This window comes from Streptomyces diastaticus subsp. diastaticus, from assembly GCF_011170125.1.
Taxonomy (GTDB): Bacteria; Actinomycetota; Actinomycetes; order Streptomycetales; family Streptomycetaceae; genus Streptomyces; species Streptomyces diastaticus.
Map to the genome: position 1 here is coordinate 103288 of NZ_BLLN01000003.1, position 16091 is coordinate 119378.

General features: G+C 70.2%; 12 protein-coding genes and 2 tRNA genes. 10 read left to right on the forward strand and 4 right to left on the reverse strand.

What is annotated here, in order from left to right; translation table 11 throughout:
• Positions 1 to 5 precede the first annotated feature (5 nt).
• Positions 6 to 1121: a PP2C family protein-serine/threonine phosphatase gene (locus Sdia_RS08935; protein WP_100452725.1), complete on the forward strand. Its 1116-nt coding sequence runs from the start codon at positions 6 to 8 to the stop codon at positions 1119 to 1121.
• 119 nt (positions 1122 to 1240) lie between these two features.
• On the opposite strand, the gene Sdia_RS08940 is transcribed toward Sdia_RS08935, so the two are convergent.
• Together Sdia_RS08940 and Sdia_RS08945 are read right to left on the reverse strand one after the other, a co-directional pair.
• Positions 1241 to 2452: a cation:proton antiporter gene (locus Sdia_RS08940; RefSeq protein ID WP_100452726.1), complete on the reverse strand. Its 1212-nt coding sequence runs from the start codon at positions 2450 to 2452 to the stop codon at positions 1241 to 1243.
• Positions 2453 to 2801: 349 nt separating this feature from the next.
• Positions 2802 to 4004, reverse strand: a complete 1203-nt coding sequence (locus tag Sdia_RS08945) for an acyltransferase family protein (RefSeq protein ID WP_100452727.1) — start codon at positions 4002 to 4004, stop codon at positions 2802 to 2804.
• A gap of 771 nt (positions 4005 to 4775) precedes the next feature.
• On the opposite strand from Sdia_RS08945, the gene Sdia_RS08950 reads away from it, so the two are divergent.
• Positions 4776 to 4970, forward strand: coding sequence for a hypothetical protein (locus Sdia_RS08950; protein ID WP_003948050.1), 195 nt, complete (start codon positions 4776 to 4778; stop codon positions 4968 to 4970).
• Positions 4971 to 5137: 167 nt separating this feature from the next.
• On the opposite strand, the gene Sdia_RS08955 is transcribed toward Sdia_RS08950, so the two are convergent.
• Positions 5138 to 5211 (reverse strand) — tRNA-Gly (locus Sdia_RS08955).
• Between the two features lie 149 nt (positions 5212 to 5360).
• Between Sdia_RS08955 and Sdia_RS08960 the strand changes: the two genes are divergently transcribed.
• The 5 genes from Sdia_RS08960 (at position 5361) to clpX (ending at position 10184) form a co-directional block, all read left to right on the forward strand.
• Positions 5361 to 5437: transfer RNA gene (locus Sdia_RS08960), tRNA-Pro, on the forward strand.
• A 183-nt stretch (positions 5438 to 5620) separates the two neighbouring features.
• Positions 5621 to 7030 (forward strand): trigger factor, encoded by a 1410-nt coding sequence (tig, locus tag Sdia_RS08965; RefSeq protein ID WP_100452728.1) that lies wholly within the window; start codon positions 5621 to 5623, stop codon positions 7028 to 7030.
• Positions 7031 to 7384: 354 nt separating this feature from the next.
• Positions 7385 to 8002, forward strand: a complete 618-nt coding sequence (locus Sdia_RS08970; RefSeq protein ID WP_008411883.1) for an ATP-dependent Clp protease proteolytic subunit — start codon at positions 7385 to 7387, stop codon at positions 8000 to 8002.
• A gap of 67 nt (positions 8003 to 8069) precedes the next feature.
• A complete protein-coding gene (locus tag Sdia_RS08975) occupies positions 8070 to 8741 on the forward strand; it encodes an ATP-dependent Clp protease proteolytic subunit (RefSeq protein WP_100452729.1) in 672 nt (223 codons plus the stop codon).
• Positions 8742 to 8897: 156 nt separating this feature from the next.
• Complete coding sequence (clpX, locus tag Sdia_RS08980; protein WP_100452730.1) at positions 8898 to 10184, forward strand: ATP-dependent Clp protease ATP-binding subunit ClpX; 1287 nt, start codon at positions 8898 to 8900, stop codon at positions 10182 to 10184.
• An 89-nt stretch (positions 10185 to 10273) separates the two neighbouring features.
• Here the strand turns inward: clpX and Sdia_RS08985 are convergent, their stop codons facing one another.
• Positions 10274 to 11263, reverse strand: a complete 990-nt coding sequence (locus tag Sdia_RS08985; protein WP_115069903.1) for a hypothetical protein — start codon at positions 11261 to 11263, stop codon at positions 10274 to 10276.
• Positions 11264 to 11400: 137 nt separating this feature from the next.
• Between Sdia_RS08985 and Sdia_RS08990 the strand changes: the two genes are divergently transcribed.
• The 3 genes from Sdia_RS08990 to Sdia_RS09000 all read left to right on the forward strand — a co-directional run bounded on the left by Sdia_RS08990 (position 11401) and on the right by Sdia_RS09000 (position 16022).
• Positions 11401 to 14022, forward strand: coding sequence for a valine--tRNA ligase (locus tag Sdia_RS08990; protein ID WP_100452732.1), 2622 nt, complete (start codon positions 11401 to 11403; stop codon positions 14020 to 14022).
• Positions 14023 to 14136: 114 nt separating this feature from the next.
• Positions 14137 to 15663, forward strand: coding sequence for a bifunctional tetrahydrofolate synthase/dihydrofolate synthase (folC, locus tag Sdia_RS08995; RefSeq protein WP_100452733.1), 1527 nt, complete (start codon positions 14137 to 14139; stop codon positions 15661 to 15663).
• 8 nt (positions 15664 to 15671) lie between these two features.
• Positions 15672 to 16022, forward strand: coding sequence for a DUF4233 domain-containing protein (locus tag Sdia_RS09000; RefSeq protein WP_100452734.1), 351 nt, complete (start codon positions 15672 to 15674; stop codon positions 16020 to 16022).
• Positions 16023 to 16091 lie beyond the last annotated feature (69 nt).

The following is a 16091-nucleotide window of genomic DNA, read 5'->3' on the forward strand; positions in this document are numbered from 1 at the left end:
CCCGGATGCGCAAGCGCTGGCACCGGGCCCGCACCGGGCTGCGCAGGTCCGCCGTCGATTACTTCCGCGGCGACGGCTCCGACTGGGCGGCCTTCGCCGGCCTCTTCCTCACCGTCCCCGCCATCGCCGCCGGAACCATCCTCGGCCCGCAGTGGTGCGACCCCGCCGCGCTGGTCCTCCCGGTCATCGCGGGCGGCCTCGTCCTGCGCCCCGCCACCCTCCTGCTCCTCTACGCCTCGGCCACCGCCGCCCTGGTCGTGGAGTCGCTGGTGCTCGGCAGCGGCCCGGTCTCCGCGGCGCCGGCCGGCGTCACCCCGGGCACCGTGCTGACGGTGGCCGCGGCCGGGCTCTTCGGCCTGCTCATCGCCCAGTTCCGCAGCCGGGTCGGGGTGCCCTGGCGGCGCGGCGGCACCATGCTCTTCGACCTGCGCGAGCGCATCCGCGTCCAGAGCCGCCTGCCGCACCTGCCCTCGGGCTGGCACCACGAGATGGCCCTGCGCCCGGCGGGCGGCCAGTCGTTCTCCGGCGACTTCGTCGTCGCCGCCCGCACGCACGGCGGCCGCACCCTGGAAGTGGTCCTGACCGACGTCTCCGGCAAGGGCATGGACGCCGGTTCGCGCGCCCTGCTCCTCTCCGGCGCCTTCGGCGGCCTCCTCGGCTCCCTGCCGCCGCACGCCTTCCTCCCCGCCGCCAACGGCTACCTCCTGCGGCAGGACTGGGACGAGGGTTTCGCCACCTCGATCCACCTCGTGCTCGACCTGGAGTCGGGAGACTACGAGCTGTTCTCCGCCGGGCACCTCCCGGCCGTCCAACTCCACGCCGGCACCGGCCAGTGGGAGGAGAAGGCCGCCGAAGGGCCCCTCCTCGGCGTCTACGACGGCTGCCAGTTCGACCCGGTCAAGGGCTCCCTGGCCGCCGGGGACGTCCTCATGCTCTACACCGACGGCCTGGTGGAGGCGGCCGGCCGCGACCTCTCCGAGGGCATCGACCGCCTCACCGGCGAGGCCGACCGCTACGTCCCCGGCGGCTTCGAGGGCGCCGCCTGGCACCTCATAGAAGCCGTCGCCAAGGACGTCAACGACGACCGGGCCCTGCTCCTGCTCTGCCGCACCGGCGGCTGAGCGCGGCCGGCCCAGCGGCCGGCGCCCGGGGCACACCGTCCCGGAACACCCGCCCCGATACGCCGCGGGCCCGCCTCCCCGGAGGGAGGCGGGCCGGTGAGGACGGGCCGACGGAAGCGTCAGACGGAGGTGCGCTCAGGCACCGAGGACTCCGACGCCCCCGCGTCGTCCCCGTCGGGCTTCGCCGATTTCGGCTCGCTCATGGGCAGCAGCCGGGCCAGCCATTGACTGCGGCCGGCCGCCAGCGGTGCCAGGACGGCCAGGATCAGGACGTAGCCGGCGATGAACGGCTGGAGCCGCCCGTCCAGTCCGGCCCCGGCCGCCATGGTGGCGAGGATCAGGGCGAACTCACCGCGGCCCAGCAGCGTGGTGGCGATGTTGGCGGCGGGCCCCGACCCGAAGCGGTAGATGCGGGCGGCCAGGATGCCGGAGACCGCGTTCATGAAGAACGTGATCGTGACGGCGATGAGCACCGGCCACACGACGCCCGGCAGGTCCCCCGGGTTGATGGAGAGACCGAAGGCGAAGAAGAAGATGGCGCCGAACGCGTCCCGGAGCGGGTGGACCAGCTTCAGGATGCGCTTGCCGGAGGTGGTGGACCCCAGCATCAGGCCGACCATGAAGGCGCCGATGGCGTCGGCCACGCCGAACCACTCGGACACACCCGCCACCAGGACCGCCGCACCGAGGAAGGAGATGGTGAGGATCTCGTCGTCGGGGGTGTTGATGATCCGTCCGACCAGGCGCGTGCCGTACCGGGCGACCAGCGCCAGCGCGAACAGGAATCCGAACGCTTTGGCACCGTCGGCCACCGCGCTGCCCAGGCTGTCCGCGCCGGACAGGATGGGCTGGAGGGCCGCCAGGTAGAGCGCGAGGAAGACGTCCTCCACCACGGTGATGCCGAGGATGGGCTTGGTCTCCGGATTGCCCAGGCGGCCCGTCTCGACCAGGATCTTGGTGACGATGGCCGAGGAGGAGAAGCCGAGGACACCGGCGAGCACCAGTGCCTCCGCCAGCCCCCAGCCGAGGGCGAAGCCGAACGCCAGGCCGGCGCCCACGTTCAGCGCGAGGTAGATCCCTCCGGCGATGGCCATGTTGCGGCCACCCGCTTTGAGATCGTCGATGTGGAATTCGAGGCCCAGGTAGAACAGCAGCAGCACCAGGCCGAGGGCGGAGAGCATCCCCAGGTCGTGGGGGTCGGAGACGAGTACGACTCCGGGAGTGTGGGGGCCGAGCAGGATGCCGGCCAGGATGAAGAGCGGAATGGTCGGCAAGCCGATACGGCGGCCGATGCGTGCCAGCACGGCGGCGGCGACAAAGGCACCGCCCATGGCTATCAGCGTCTCTGCGTGTCCGATGAGCCCATCCTCCTTCTTGAGTCAAGGGGGCGTCAAGGAATCGTCAATACTTAGCTTACCAAAGCATTACCCGTGCTCGGGGCGGACTGTGAGCAGTGCGACACGGGTCGTCAACTCCGCGTCACCAGAGGGGAGTTGACCCTTCCGAAGGGCCCTGCGGGGGAGGGGTGGGCGGGCGCGCGGGCGGGTCGCCCCTGGACGGGCGGACGGGGCTCCGTCCCTGGAAAGACGGGAGCCCGGCCGGGGAGTGGAAACTCCCCGGCCGGGCTCCCGAAGGTCCCGTCACCGTCCCCGGCCGGCCGTGAGGCGACCGTACGGCGCGTCAGCGGATGGCCGTCCCCGACTTGGCGCGCTCGCGCGCCAGCTCGGTCGCGTCCCGCTTGAAGGCCCAGCTCATCCTCGGCTCCATCGCGAAGCGGAAGAGGCGCTGCACCGGAGGGGTGCAGAGCACGGTCACGAGCGCACCGGCGATGAGCGTCACGCCGATCATCCCGAGCGGCGTGCGCACCCAGTCGTACGTCTCGTACCAGCCCCAGAAGCGCGACCCCTTGGCGAGGAAGCCGTGCAGCAGGTAGCCGTAGAGCGTGCCGGCGCCCAGCGCGGTGAACCACATGTGGCGGCGCGGCACCCAGGCGAAGAAGCAGGCGGTCAGCACCATGGAGCAGCCGAAGAGGGCCAGCGTCATGACGATCCCCACCCACCAGGCGAAGCCCATCTCCTGGGCGCTGTCGCGGTGGTAGAACCACGCCGACGACATCCGCGGCGCGGCCCAGTAGCCGACCAGCAGCGCGGCGGCGAAGACCGGCAGCGCCAGCAGCCGGACCTCGCGGCGGCGCACCATCTGGAAGTGCTCCGGCTTGAGGACCAGGCCGACCACGAAGAACGGCAGGAACTGCAGGACCCGCTGGAGGTCCAGGTCGTCGCCGATGTCGGGGGAGACGGAGGCGAGCAGCGCCAGCGCCAGCGCCAGCGGCACGGGCCAGCGGACGATCTTCCACAGCGGTGTGGTGAGCCGCCAGATGAAGAGCGCGATCAGGAACCAGGTGAGGTACCAGGGGTCGAGCAGGCTGATCGGATGGGTCGGGTCGTCGTCGGCCCAGCGCTTGAAGAGGCTGTACGCGGTCTCGAAGAGGATGTACGGGACGGCGACGCCCGTGACGAGGCGCTGGAGCCGGTCCTTGCGCATGTCGAAGCTGCGCGAGAAGTAGCCGGAGATGACGATGAACGCCGGCATGTGGAAGGCGTAGACGACCATGTACAGGGCTTCGGCGGCCCGGCTGTCGCTGGTCAGCGGCTGCCAGGCGTGGCCCATCGCGACCAGCACGATGGCGAGGTACTTGGCGTTGTCGAAGAAGGGGTCCCGCGACTTGGCGGGTGGGGAGGCTGCGGCGGGGGGTCTCTCAGGACCGGGAGGGCGCTCCTGTGACGTGCGGGAGGGCCGTGGAGCCGTCATGCCGTCCGCCGGTCCCTGGACCGGGGGCAGCGGCTGGCTGTGGTGGCCGTGCGGACGCAGCGAGTTCGTCACCAGGCGCCCTGCCCGAGTTCGGGGGAGACGCGCCATGACCTCACTGCACGGGTGGGGGTCGGGGCGGTGGGGAACATTTTCAGCACCCTAGCGTCGGGGGAACGGGTTCGTAAAACCACGTGGTTCATTCGTGGTGTGGCCCTCGTGTACCCCGGATACGGCGAAGTCTGCCTCCGCGTCCTGATACCGCACACCGGGGCACAGGACAAGGTGAAAGGTGCCGGAGTGTCCAGATGTAAAGGGCCGGTTCACCCCGAGGTGAGGGGGCGTTCACCCGCCTGACCTGCGAGGGGCGTGGTGGCGCGGGGGCGGGCCGGTGCGGTGCGAGCGGAGGCCGGCGCCGGCCGCGGGTGAGGGGCGGCACCGGGTGCCGCAATGCCGCAATTCGTTGCGGGGGTCCGCCACTATCTGTCGGCTATTTCACAGGGTGTGTGCGCCGCGTGAGCGGTCGGGGCCGTAATTCGAATTCCTTGCGGAGAGGTCGTGTGCGTTCGTGGCGGCAGGGAAACGATCAGGCCGAATTCGGTGTCCGCGTAATGCCCTGGGCACCCGGCACCGGTACGCCGGTCAGCGGGGGCGCCGCCCCCTCGTCGGCGCACTCTCCGCACAGGCCGCCTCGGCCGCCCGCCCGATGTGGTCCAGGCCATGGCCGACGTGATGTCACCAGCCGCATGAAGAAGGGCTGTTGGTGGCACGATGGTCCTGGCGAGGGGTGCGCGAGGTGTGTCACCCGGGCCGGGAGAGCGGACCGACGCGAAGGTGTGATCAGTTGTGGCCATTTCACTGTCCGTGGTGGTGCTGTTGGCGATCGTCATGGTCGTCCTCATCCGGGGCGGCTCACTCAAGGCGGGTCCCGCCGTGGTGGCCATCCTGTTCGGCTTCTTCCTCGCCTCCAGTGGCATGGCCCCGGCGATCCAGCGCGTCCTCGACTCGATAGCGCAGACCGTCAGCGGCATCAGCTTCTGAGGCGCGAGCCCCGCACGCGTCCGGCCGCCCCGCTCGCGGGACCGCCCCTTCGTGGGCTCCCGCGCCCTCGCACGCCTCCGGCGGCCGGGCGTGTGCGCGCGCCCGGCACGGGACGCGAGGACGCCGAAGGGCCCGGCAGGTCGACCTGCCGGGCCCTTCGGCCTCGCTGGAGCGGGCGACGGGAATCGAACCCGCGTAGCTAGTTTGGAAGACTAGGGCTCTACCATTGAGCTACGCCCGCACATCACGCGCCGCCGGTCACCGACCGGGGCACGCAGAGCATGTTAGCCGGTCGGGCGGCCCGCGCGCACACTCCGCCGCCGAGCCCCGTCCGCCCGCGTTCCCGGGCGCCGACGGGCCACGGGGCATGTACCCTACGTGTCGCACCGACGGGGTGTGGCGCAGCTTGGTAGCGCGTCCGCTTTGGGAGCGGAAGGTCGTCGGTTCGAATCCGGCCACCCCGACCACCTGCAAGATCGCGTTGGGGGTCTCCTCCGCCACACGGTTACTATGCAAAGTGCGAGCCCGTGTGTCCGCGTGCCTCTGTGCGTGTCCGCGGCGGGCTCGATCCGCCGGTGTCCCGCCGCCACCCCTGTGTGCGCGGTGATCCGGCAGAACCCCCAGAAGTCAGCCATCAAGGAGACCGAACCGTGAAGAGCGCCGTGGAGACCCTGAACCCGACCCGGGTTCGGCTCACTGTCGAGGTGCCCTTCGAGGAGCTCAAGGACAGCCTCGACGCGGCGTACAAGAAGATCAACCAGCAGGTCACGGTGAAGGGCTTCCGCAAGGGCAAGATCCCGGCCCGAGTCATCGACCAGCGGTTCGGACGCGGCGCCGTGCTCGAGGAGGCCGTCAACGACGCGCTCCCGAAGTTCTACACCGAAGCGGTCAACGAGGGTGAGCTGAACGTCCTCGGACAGCCCGAGGTCGACATCACCGAGCTGAAGGATGGCGAGCTGCTGGCCTTCACCGCCGAGGTCGACATCCGCCCCGAGATCGAGATCCCGGACTACTCGGGCATCGAGGTCGAGGTGGACCCGGTCGAGGTCAGCGACGAGGACGTCGACAAGGCCGTGGAGGAGCTGCGTGAGCGCTTCGCCTCCACCGCCCCGGTCGAGCGCCCGGCCGAGGACGGCGACGTCCTCACCCTCGACCTGGAGGCCAAGGTCGACGGAGAGGTGCTGGAGGACGGGCTCGCGTCCGACGTCTCCTACACCATCGGCTCCGGCGAGCTGCTCGACGGCATCGACGAGGCCGTGAAGGGCCTGGAGGCCGGTGGCGAGGCCACCTTCACCTCCGAGCTCAAGGGCGGCTCGGCGGCCGGCAAGGAGGCCGAGATCACGGTCAAGGTCTCCAAGGTCGCCAAGCGTGAACTCCCCGAGCTGGACGACGACTTCGCCCAGCTCGCCAGCGAGTTCGACACGCTGGAGGAGGTGCGCGCGGACAGCCGCAAGCGCCTGGAGAACATGAAGCAGTACGACCAGGCCACCCAGGCCCAGGAGCGCGTCCTGGACGCCCTGCTGGAGCTGGCGGAGGTCCCGATCCCCGAGAAGCTCCTCGAGGACGAGGTCAACACCCGCAAGCACAACCTGGAGCACCACCAGCTCGGCCAGATGGGCCTCGACCTCGCGAAGTACCTGGAGATCCAGGGCAAGACCGCCGAGGAGTTCGACGCCGAGACCCGCGAGCAGGCGATCAAGGGCATCAAGACCCAGTTCATCCTCGACGAGCTGGTCAACAAGGAGAAGCTCAACGTCGACCAGGAGGAGCTCACCGAGCACCTCATGCGGCGTGCCGCCTCCTCCGGCATGTCCCCCGACCAGTTCGCCCAGGCCGTCGTCGAAGGCGGCCAGGTCCCGATGCTGGTCGGCGAGGTCGCCCGCGGCAAGGCGCTGGCCGTCGTCGTCGAGGCCGTCACGGTCAAGGACACCAACGGCGAGGTCGTCGACCTCTCGGACGAGGAGGACGAGGCGGCCGAGGCCACCGAGACCACCGAGGCCGCCGCCGAGCAGGCCGAGGGCGACGCCGCCGCCGAGGCCAAGGCCGACAGCGACAAGTAAGCACCTTCGGGCCGGACGGCCCCGCACCGCCGTCCCCGAGCGCCGGGCCTGCTGATCGTCTCAGCCGGTCCGGCGCTCGCGTTCCGGGACCCGTGCGGCGCGGGAAGGGCCGACGGGCCCGCCGTGCGGCCTCCGCCCGTACGGGTGAAGAGGGTCCCGGCGCACCGGACCTGCGCTCACAGCGAACAGTTCCGAATGCGGGATGGCCCGTGACGGCCCGCGCGTTAGGGTCCATGAATAACGAGGGCCGGGGAGTCCCCTCATATCGCCGCCCAAACGGCGGGCGCGGACCCCCGCGCCCCGTCAGAAGACGTGAGACGGCCCGGCGCCGTCGTAAGACGAGCAGGTGGATACGTGACGAATCTGATGCCCTCCGCCGCCGGCGACCCCTCCATCGGTGGTGGCCTCGGCGACCAGGTCTACAACCGGCTGCTCGGTGAGCGGATCATCTTCCTCGGCCAGCCCGTGGACGACGACATCGCCAACAAGATCACCGCGCAGCTGCTGCTCCTTGCCAGCGACCCTGACAAGGACATCAACCTCTACATCAACAGCCCCGGCGGTTCGATCAGCGCCGGCATGGCGATCTACGACACCATGCAGTTCATCAAGAACGACGTGGTCACCATCGCCATGGGGCTGGCCGCCTCGATGGGCCAGTTCCTGCTGAGCGCCGGCACCCCGGGCAAGCGCTTCGCCCTGCCGAACGCCGAAATCCTGATCCACCAGCCGTCCGCCGGTCTGGCCGGTTCCGCCTCGGACATCAAGATCCACGCGGAGCGGCTGCTGCACACCAAGAAGCGGATGGCCGAGCTGACCGCGTTCCACACCGGCCAGAGCGTCGAGCAGATCACCCGGGACTCGGACCGCGACCGCTGGTTCTCCGCGGACGAGGCCAAGGAGTACGGCCTGATCGACGAGGTCATCGCCTCCGCGGCCAACGTGCCCGGTGGCGGCGGCACCGGCGCCTGATCAGACCTTTACCGGTACCCAGGCCGATCCCAGACCACTGCTCATCACCAGGACGGTGAACACCCAGATGAACAACCTCTCCGGCAGCGGCGCCCTCGGCGCCGACGGCGAATACGCGGGCCCTCGTGCCGAATCCCGTTACATCGTTCCGCGGTTCGTCGAGCGCACCTCGCAGGGCGTGCGGGAGTACGACCCGTACGCGAAGCTCTTCGAGGAGCGCGTGATCTTCCTCGGCGTGCAGATCGACGACGCGTCGGCCAACGACGTGATGGCACAGCTGCTGTGCCTGGAGTCGATCGACCCCGACCGGGACATCTCGATCTACATCAACAGCCCCGGCGGCTCCTTCACGGCGCTCACCGCGATCTACGACACGATGCAGTTCGTGAAGCCCGACATCCAGACGGTCTGCATGGGCCAGGCGGCCTCCGCCGCGGCCGTGCTGCTGGCTGCCGGGTCGCCCGGCAAGCGCATGGCCCTCCCCAACGCACGCGTGCTGATCCACCAGCCGTACAGTGAGACGGGTCGCGGCCAGGTCTCCGACCTGGAGATCGCGGCCAACGAAATCCTCCGTATGCGTTCGCAGTTGGAGGAGATGCTGGCCAAGCACTCGACGACGCCGCTGGACAAGATCCGCGACGACATCGAGCGCGACAAGATCCTCACGGCCGAGGACGCCCTCGCCTACGGTCTGATCGACCAGATCGTGTCGACCCGGAAGCTCAACGCCGGAGTCTGACCGACCAGGCAGCGGTTTTGTCTCCCCTTGGCGGGTTCGCCCCACAGCGGACCCTGCCAAGGGGGGCCCGGACGAGGGCCCCGGCAAGGTACCGTCGAATATGAGGCACCAGGAGGGGCTCGCACGAGCGCCTCCCAGGCGAAGGGGAAGTACCTCGTGGCACGCATCGGTGACGGCGGCGATCTGCTCAAGTGCTCGTTCTGCGGCAAGAGTCAGAAGCAGGTCAAGAAGCTCATCGCAGGCCCCGGTGTGTACATCTGCGACGAGTGCATCGACCTCTGCAACGAGATCATCGAGGAGGAGCTCGCCGAGACCTCGGAAGTGCGCTGGGACGAACTGCCCAAGCCGCGCGAGATCTACGAGTTCCTGGAGAGCTACGTCGTGGGCCAGGAGCCCGCGAAGAAGGCGCTCTCCGTCGCGGTGTACAACCACTACAAGCGCGTGCAGGCGGGGCAGAACGGCGCACCCGGCGGGCGTGAGGACGCCATCGAGCTGGGCAAGTCCAACATCCTGCTGCTGGGGCCGACCGGTTCCGGCAAGACCCTGCTCGCGCAGACGCTGGCCCGGATGCTCAACGTGCCGTTCGCCATCGCGGACGCCACGGCGCTGACCGAGGCCGGCTACGTCGGCGAGGATGTCGAGAACATCCTCCTCAAGCTCATCCAGGCCGCCGACTACGACGTCAAGAAGGCCGAGACCGGGATCATCTACATCGACGAGATCGACAAGGTCGCCCGCAAGAGCGAGAACCCGTCGATCACCCGTGACGTCTCCGGCGAGGGCGTGCAGCAGGCGCTGCTGAAGATCCTGGAGGGCACCACCGCCTCGGTGCCGCCGCAGGGCGGGCGGAAACACCCCCACCAGGAGTTCATCCAGATCGACACGACGAACGTGCTGTTCATCGTGGGCGGTGCCTTCTCCGGCCTGGAGAAGATCATCGAGGCGCGGGCGGGTGCCAAGGGAATCGGGTTCGGCGCCACGATCCGCTCCAAGCGGGAGATCGAGGAGAAGGACCAGTTCCAGGAGGTCATGCCGGAGGACCTGGTGAAGTTCGGGATGATCCCCGAGTTCATCGGCCGCCTGCCGGTCATCACCTCGGTCCACAACCTCGACCGCGAGGCGCTCCTGCAGATCCTCATCGAGCCGCGCAACGCGCTGGTCAAGCAGTACCAGCGCCTCTTCGAACTCGACGGTGTGGAGCTGGACTTCGAGCGTGAGGCGCTGGAGGCCATCGCCGACCAGGCGATCCTGCGCCAGACCGGCGCCCGCGGCCTGCGCGCCATCATGGAGGAGGTCCTCATGTCGGTGATGTACGAGGTGCCGTCCCGCAAGGACGTCGCCCGTGTCGTCATCACCGCCGAGGTCGTCCAGTCCAACGTCAACCCGACCCTGATCCCCCGGGACGCCCGGGGGCGGGGGAGCGGGGAGCAGAAGTCGGCCTGAGGGCCGGCAGGCGTACGCGTAGGGGCCCCACCGCCGTGGTGGGGGCCCCTACGCCGTGTCCGTACCGGTACGTCGCCGTACCGGCCCGACTACTGCGGCACCCGCACCTCCGCGCGGAGCTTCGCGGCGATCTCCGCGGCCTCGTCCATGGTGGTGCCGGTGGCGCCCTGCACCGGCTCGACCAGGCCGATGGTGCTGTAATCCGCCCACATGCACATGTTGGTCTTCTGCTGGAGACCGGTGGTCGGGTTCTTGGTCTCGGCGCCCTGGCACTTCATGACCGCCCCGTCGAGTCCGTCCGGAGTGACCGCCTCGGCCTCGCCGGAGAGCGTCGTGCCGTTCTGCTCGGCGGTCTTGGTGAACTCCGCGAAGGTCTTGTCCAGCGTGGTCTGCGGGTCCGCCACCTTGCCGAACACCCCGAAGAACGTGACGTTCTTGGCGGCCGCGACCTTCTGGGCCGTCTGCGGGTCGTTCGGGTCCAGCGTCGTCAGGTCGATCGTCGAGTAGATCGTGCCGAGGCCCTTGGCGTCGGTGATGCCCGCCGTGGCCAGCGACTTGGCGTCCGAGGACGAGGCGTCCTTGGCCGGGGTGTCGGGCGTACCACGGGTGTACTGGTCGTCGAGGATCTTGGCCGGGGTGGTCAGCTTGTGCGCGCCGTCGTCCTTCAGGCCGTCGGAGGCGACGTTGCCACCGCCACCGCCACCGCCCGAGGGCTTGTCGTCGCCGCCCGACGTCAGCAGCCAGGCACCGCCCGCGAGGACGGCCACCGCGACCACGCCGGCCGCGACGATCAGGCCGGTCTTCTTCCCGCCGCCTCCCGAGGGCGGCGGGGGGACCTGGCCGTAGGGCCCGCCGGGACCGCCGGGCTGGCCGGGCTGCTGCGGCACCTGTCCGTAGGGCCCCGGCTGCTGGCCCTGCTGCGGGTACCCGTACCCGGGCTGCTGCTGGGGCGCCCCGCCCTGCTGGGGGTAGCCGTACCCGGGCTGCCCGCCGGGGGGCGGGCCCTGGGGCGGCTGCTGGCCGTAGGGGCCGGGCTGCTGCGGCTGGCCTCCGTACGGGCCGGGCTGGTTGTAGCTCATGGGCGTGGTTCCCCTCCGTCGTACATGCGTTGGGCTCATCCTGACGGACATGGCCGCGTCATGGGGAAACCGGGGCGCCACCGTTACCGAAGAATCCGGTTTCGGGACGGGGCGGTGACGCCCGTAAACTGTCCCTCGTGACCGACAACACTCAGCATCAGCAAGCAGCCACCCCCGAACTGCCGACCCAGTACGTGCCGGCCGACGTAGAGGGGAAGCTGTATGAGCGCTGGGTGGAGCGGGGCTACTTCGAGGCCGACGAGCACAGCGAGAAGCCCCCGTACACCATCGTCATCCCGCCGCCGAACGTCACCGGCTCGCTCCACCTGGGCCACGCCTTCGAGCACACGCTGATCGACGCCCTCACCCGCCGCAAGCGGATGCAGGGGTACGAGACGCTGTGGCAGCCCGGCATGGACCACGCCGGCATCGCCACGCAGAACGTCGTCGAGCGTGAGCTGGCCAAGGAGGGCAAGTCCCGCCACGACCTCGGCCGCGAGGCGTTCATCGAGCGCGTCTGGAAGTGGAAGAACGAGTCGGGCGGCCAGATCTCCGGCCAGATGCGCCGTCTGGGCGACGGCGTCGCCTGGTCCCGCGAGCGGTTCACCATGGACGACGGGCTCTCCCGCGCCGTGCAGACCGTCTTCAAGAAGATGTACGAGGACGAGCTGATCTACCGCGCCGAGCGCATCATCAACTGGTGCCCGCGCTGTCTGACGGCCATCTCCGACATCGAGGTCGAGTACAGCGACGACGACGGCGAACTCGTCTCGATGAAGTACGGCGAGGGCGAGGACAGCCTCGTCGTCGCCACCACCCGCGCCGAGACGATGCTCGGGGACACCGCGGTCGCCGTCCACCCGGACGACGAGCGCTACCGGCACCTCGTGGGCAAGCGGATCAAGCTGCCGCTGACCGACCGGACCATCCCGGTCGTCGCCGACACCCACGTCGACCCGGAGTTCGGCACCGGCGCGGTCAAGGTCACCCCGGCCCACGACCCGAACGACTTCGAGATCGGCCGCCGCCACGACCTGCCCTCGCTCACCGTCATGGACGAGCGCGCGGTCATCACCGTCCCCGGCCCCTTCGAGGGCCTGGACCGGCTGGAGGCCCGTTCGGCGATCGTCGCCGCGCTGCGCGCGGAGGGCCGGATCGTCGCCGAGAAGCGCCCGTACGTCCACTCGGTCGGCCACTGCTCGCGGTGCAAGACCACCGTCGAGCCGCGGCTGTCGATGCAGTGGTGGGTCAAGGTCGGCCCGCTGGCCCAGGCCGCCGGTGACGCGGTCCGCGACGGCCAGGTCAAGATCCACCCGCAGGAGATGGAGAAGCGCTACTTCGACTGGGTCGACGACCTGCGCGACTGGTGCATCTCCCGGCAGCTGTGGTGGGGCCACCGCATCCCCATCTGGTACGGCCCCGAGGGCGAGATCGTCTGCGTCGGCCCCGACGAGGAGCCGCCGAGCGGCGAGGGCTGGCACCAGGAGACCGACGTCCTCGACACCTGGTTCTCCTCGGGCCTGTGGCCCTTCTCCACCCTCGGCTGGCCCGAGCGGACCGACAGCCTCGCGAAGTTCTACCCGAACTCCGTCCTGGTGACCGGCTACGACATCCTCTTCTTCTGGGTCGCCCGGATGATGATGTTCGGCCTCTACGCGATGGACGGCACCCCGCCGTTCCACACCATCGCGCTGCACGGCATGGTCCGTGACCAGTTCGGCAAGAAGATGTCCAAGTCCTTCGGCAACGCGGTCAACCCGCTCGACTGGATGGACGCGTACGGCTCCGACGCCCTGCGCTTCACCCTGGCGCGCGGTGCCAACCCGGGCGTCGACGTGCCGATCGGCGAGGACTGGGTCCAGGGCTCGCGGAACTTCGCCAACAAGATCTGGAACGCCACCCGCTTCGCCCTGATGAACGGCGCCACGGTCGAGGGCGGACTCCCCGCCCCCGAGGAACTGTCGGCCACCGACCGGTGGATCCTCTCCCGCCTCGACACGGTGGTCGCCGAGGTCGACGCGTACTACGAGGACTACCAGTTCGCGAAGGTCTCCGACGCCCTCTTCCACTTCGCGTGGGACGAGGTCTTCGACTGGTACGTCGAGCTGTCCAAGACCACCTTCATGGGCGGCGGACGCCCCGCCGAGGTCTCCGCGCGCGTCCTCGGCGAGGTCCTCGACACGACGCTGCGGCTGCTCCACCCGGTCATGCCGTTCGTCACCGAGACCCTGTGGACCACCCTCACCGGCCAGGAGTCGCTGGTCATCGCCGACTGGCCGGCCGGCAGCGGCTTCCGCGACAAGGCCGCCGAGGCCGAGATCGAGCAGGTCCAGCAGGTCATCACCGAGGTCCGCAGGTTCCGCTCCGACCAGGGGCTCCAGCCCGGCCAGAAGGTGCCCGCCCGCCTCGGCCTGGAGGGCACCGCCTTCGCCCCGCACGAGGCGGCCATCCGCCAGCTGCTCCGCCTCACCCCGGAGGGCGACGCCTTCCAGGCCACCGCGAGCCTCCCGGTCTCCGGCGCCACCGTCGCCCTCGACCTCTCCGGCACCATCGATGTCGAGGCCGAGCGCAAGCGCCTGACCAAGGACCTGGCCAACGCCGAGAAGGAGAAGGCCGCCGCCGAGGGCAAGCTCGGCAACGAGGCGTTCCTCGCCAAGGCCCCGGACAAGGTCGTGGACAAGATCCGCGGCCGCCTCGCCAAGGCCGAGGCCGACATCGAGCGCATCACCGCGCAACTGGCGGCGCTGCCCGCCGCCTGATCCTCCCGGCACGTCCGGCCGGATCCCCGAGGGGCCCCACCGACCCGGTGGGGCCCCTCGCGACATACCCGGGCCCTGCGGGAGCTTCGGCGCGCCCTCCGTAGACTGGGGCGCGTGAGTGACCACCCCCCGCACGACAGCGGCGAGCCCGAGCAGCCCGGACCCGATGACGAGGCCTTCCAGGAGATCGTCGACGCAGAACAGGACCGCGACCCCGACCTCGCCGTGATCGAGGCGGGCAGCCGCACCCTGCGCACCCAGACCGCTCCGCCGCAGGACGATCCGGTCCGCCCCGCCGACCCGGAGACCGCCGCGGCCCTGCGCGAGGTCGAGACGGAGCTGGCCGGACGCTGGGGCGAGACCAAGCTGGAGCCCTCCGTCACCCGCATCCAGGGGCTGATGGACGTGCTGGGCGACCCGCAGCGGGCGTACCCCTCGATCCACATCACCGGGACCAACGGCAAGACCTCCACGGCCCGCATGATCGAGGCGCTGCTCGGCGCCTTCGAGCTGCGCACCGGGCGGTACACCTCGCCGCACGTCCAGTCGATCACCGAGCGGATCAGCCTGGACGGCGCGCCGATCGCCCCCGACCGGTTCGTCGAGACCTACCAGGACCTCAAGCCCTACGTCGAGATGATCGACAACCAGGGCGCGTACCGGCTCTCCTTCTTCGAGGTGCTCACCGGGATGGCCTACGCGGCCTTCGCGGACGCGCCGGTGGACGTCGCCGTGGTCGAGGTCGGCATGGGCGGCAGCTGGGACGCCACCAACGTCATCGACGGCCAGGTCGCCGTGATCACCCCGATCGACCTGGACCACACCGACCGGCTCGGCACCACGCCCGGCGCCATCGCCGGGGAGAAGGCCGGGATCATCAAACCCGACGCCACCGTGATCATGGCCCAGCAGCCCGTCGACGCCGCCCAGGTCATCCTCAAGAAGGCCGTCGAGGCCGACGCGACGGTGGCCCGTGAGGGCATGGAGTTCGGCGTGGTCTCCCGGCAGGTCGCCGTCGACGGCCAACTGGTCACCCTGCGCGGCCTCGGCGGCGAGTACGAGGACATCTACCTGCCGCTGCACGGCCCCTACCAGGCGCACAACGCCGCCGTCGCGCTCGCCGCCGTCGAGGCGTTCTTCGGCGTCGGCTCCGAGCACGCCCGCGAGCTGGACGTCGACACCCTGCGCAAGGGGTTCGCCTCGGTGACCGCGCCGGGTCGCCTGGAGATCGTCCGCAAGTCGCCGACGGTCGTCCTGGACGCCGCCCACAACCCCTCCGGAGCCCGCGCCACCGCGACCGCCGTCAGCGAGGCGTTCGACTTCAGCCGTCTGATCGGCGTCGTCGGGGTCAGCGACGGCAAGGACGCCAAGGGGCTGCTCGAAGCCTTCGAGCCGCTCCTCGCCGAGGTCGTCGTCACCCGCAACTCCAGCGAGCGGGCCATGGACGTGGACGAGCTGGCGGGCCTGGCCGTCGAGGTCTTCGGCGAGGACCGGGTCCAGGTCGAGCCGCGGCTCGACGACGCCCTGGAGGCGGCGGTCACCCTCGCCGAGGAAGAGGGCGAGTACTCCGGCGGTGGCGTCCTCGTCACCGGCTCCGTCATCACGGTCGGCGAGGCCCGGCTGCTTCTGGGAAGGGGCTGAGCGGCGCCATGCGGATGCTCTGCGCTTCGACGCTCATCGGCGAGTTCTTCGTCATCGGCTTCGCCGGCCTGGTGGCGATGAAGGACCCCGACCTCGCCATGGGCACCGTCTGGACGGTCTGCGGCGTGCTGATGGCCGTCAGCCTCCTGCTCTGCGGCCTGCTCTCCCGGCCGGCCGGCGTCCGGCTCGGCTGGGCGCTCCAGGGCGCGCTGGTCCTCAGCGGCTTCTTCGTGCCCATGATGTTCCTGCTCGGCGCCTGCTTCGCCGGCCTGTGGTGGGCCTCGATCCACTTCGGCCGCAAGATCGACGAGGCCAAGGCGCGCTGGGCCGAGCAGGCGGCCGAGCCCGAGGCGGCCTAGGTTCTGTCCGGCGGGACGTCGTGGGCCCGCGACGCCTGGCACGCACCCTCGCCGCACGCCCGCAACACC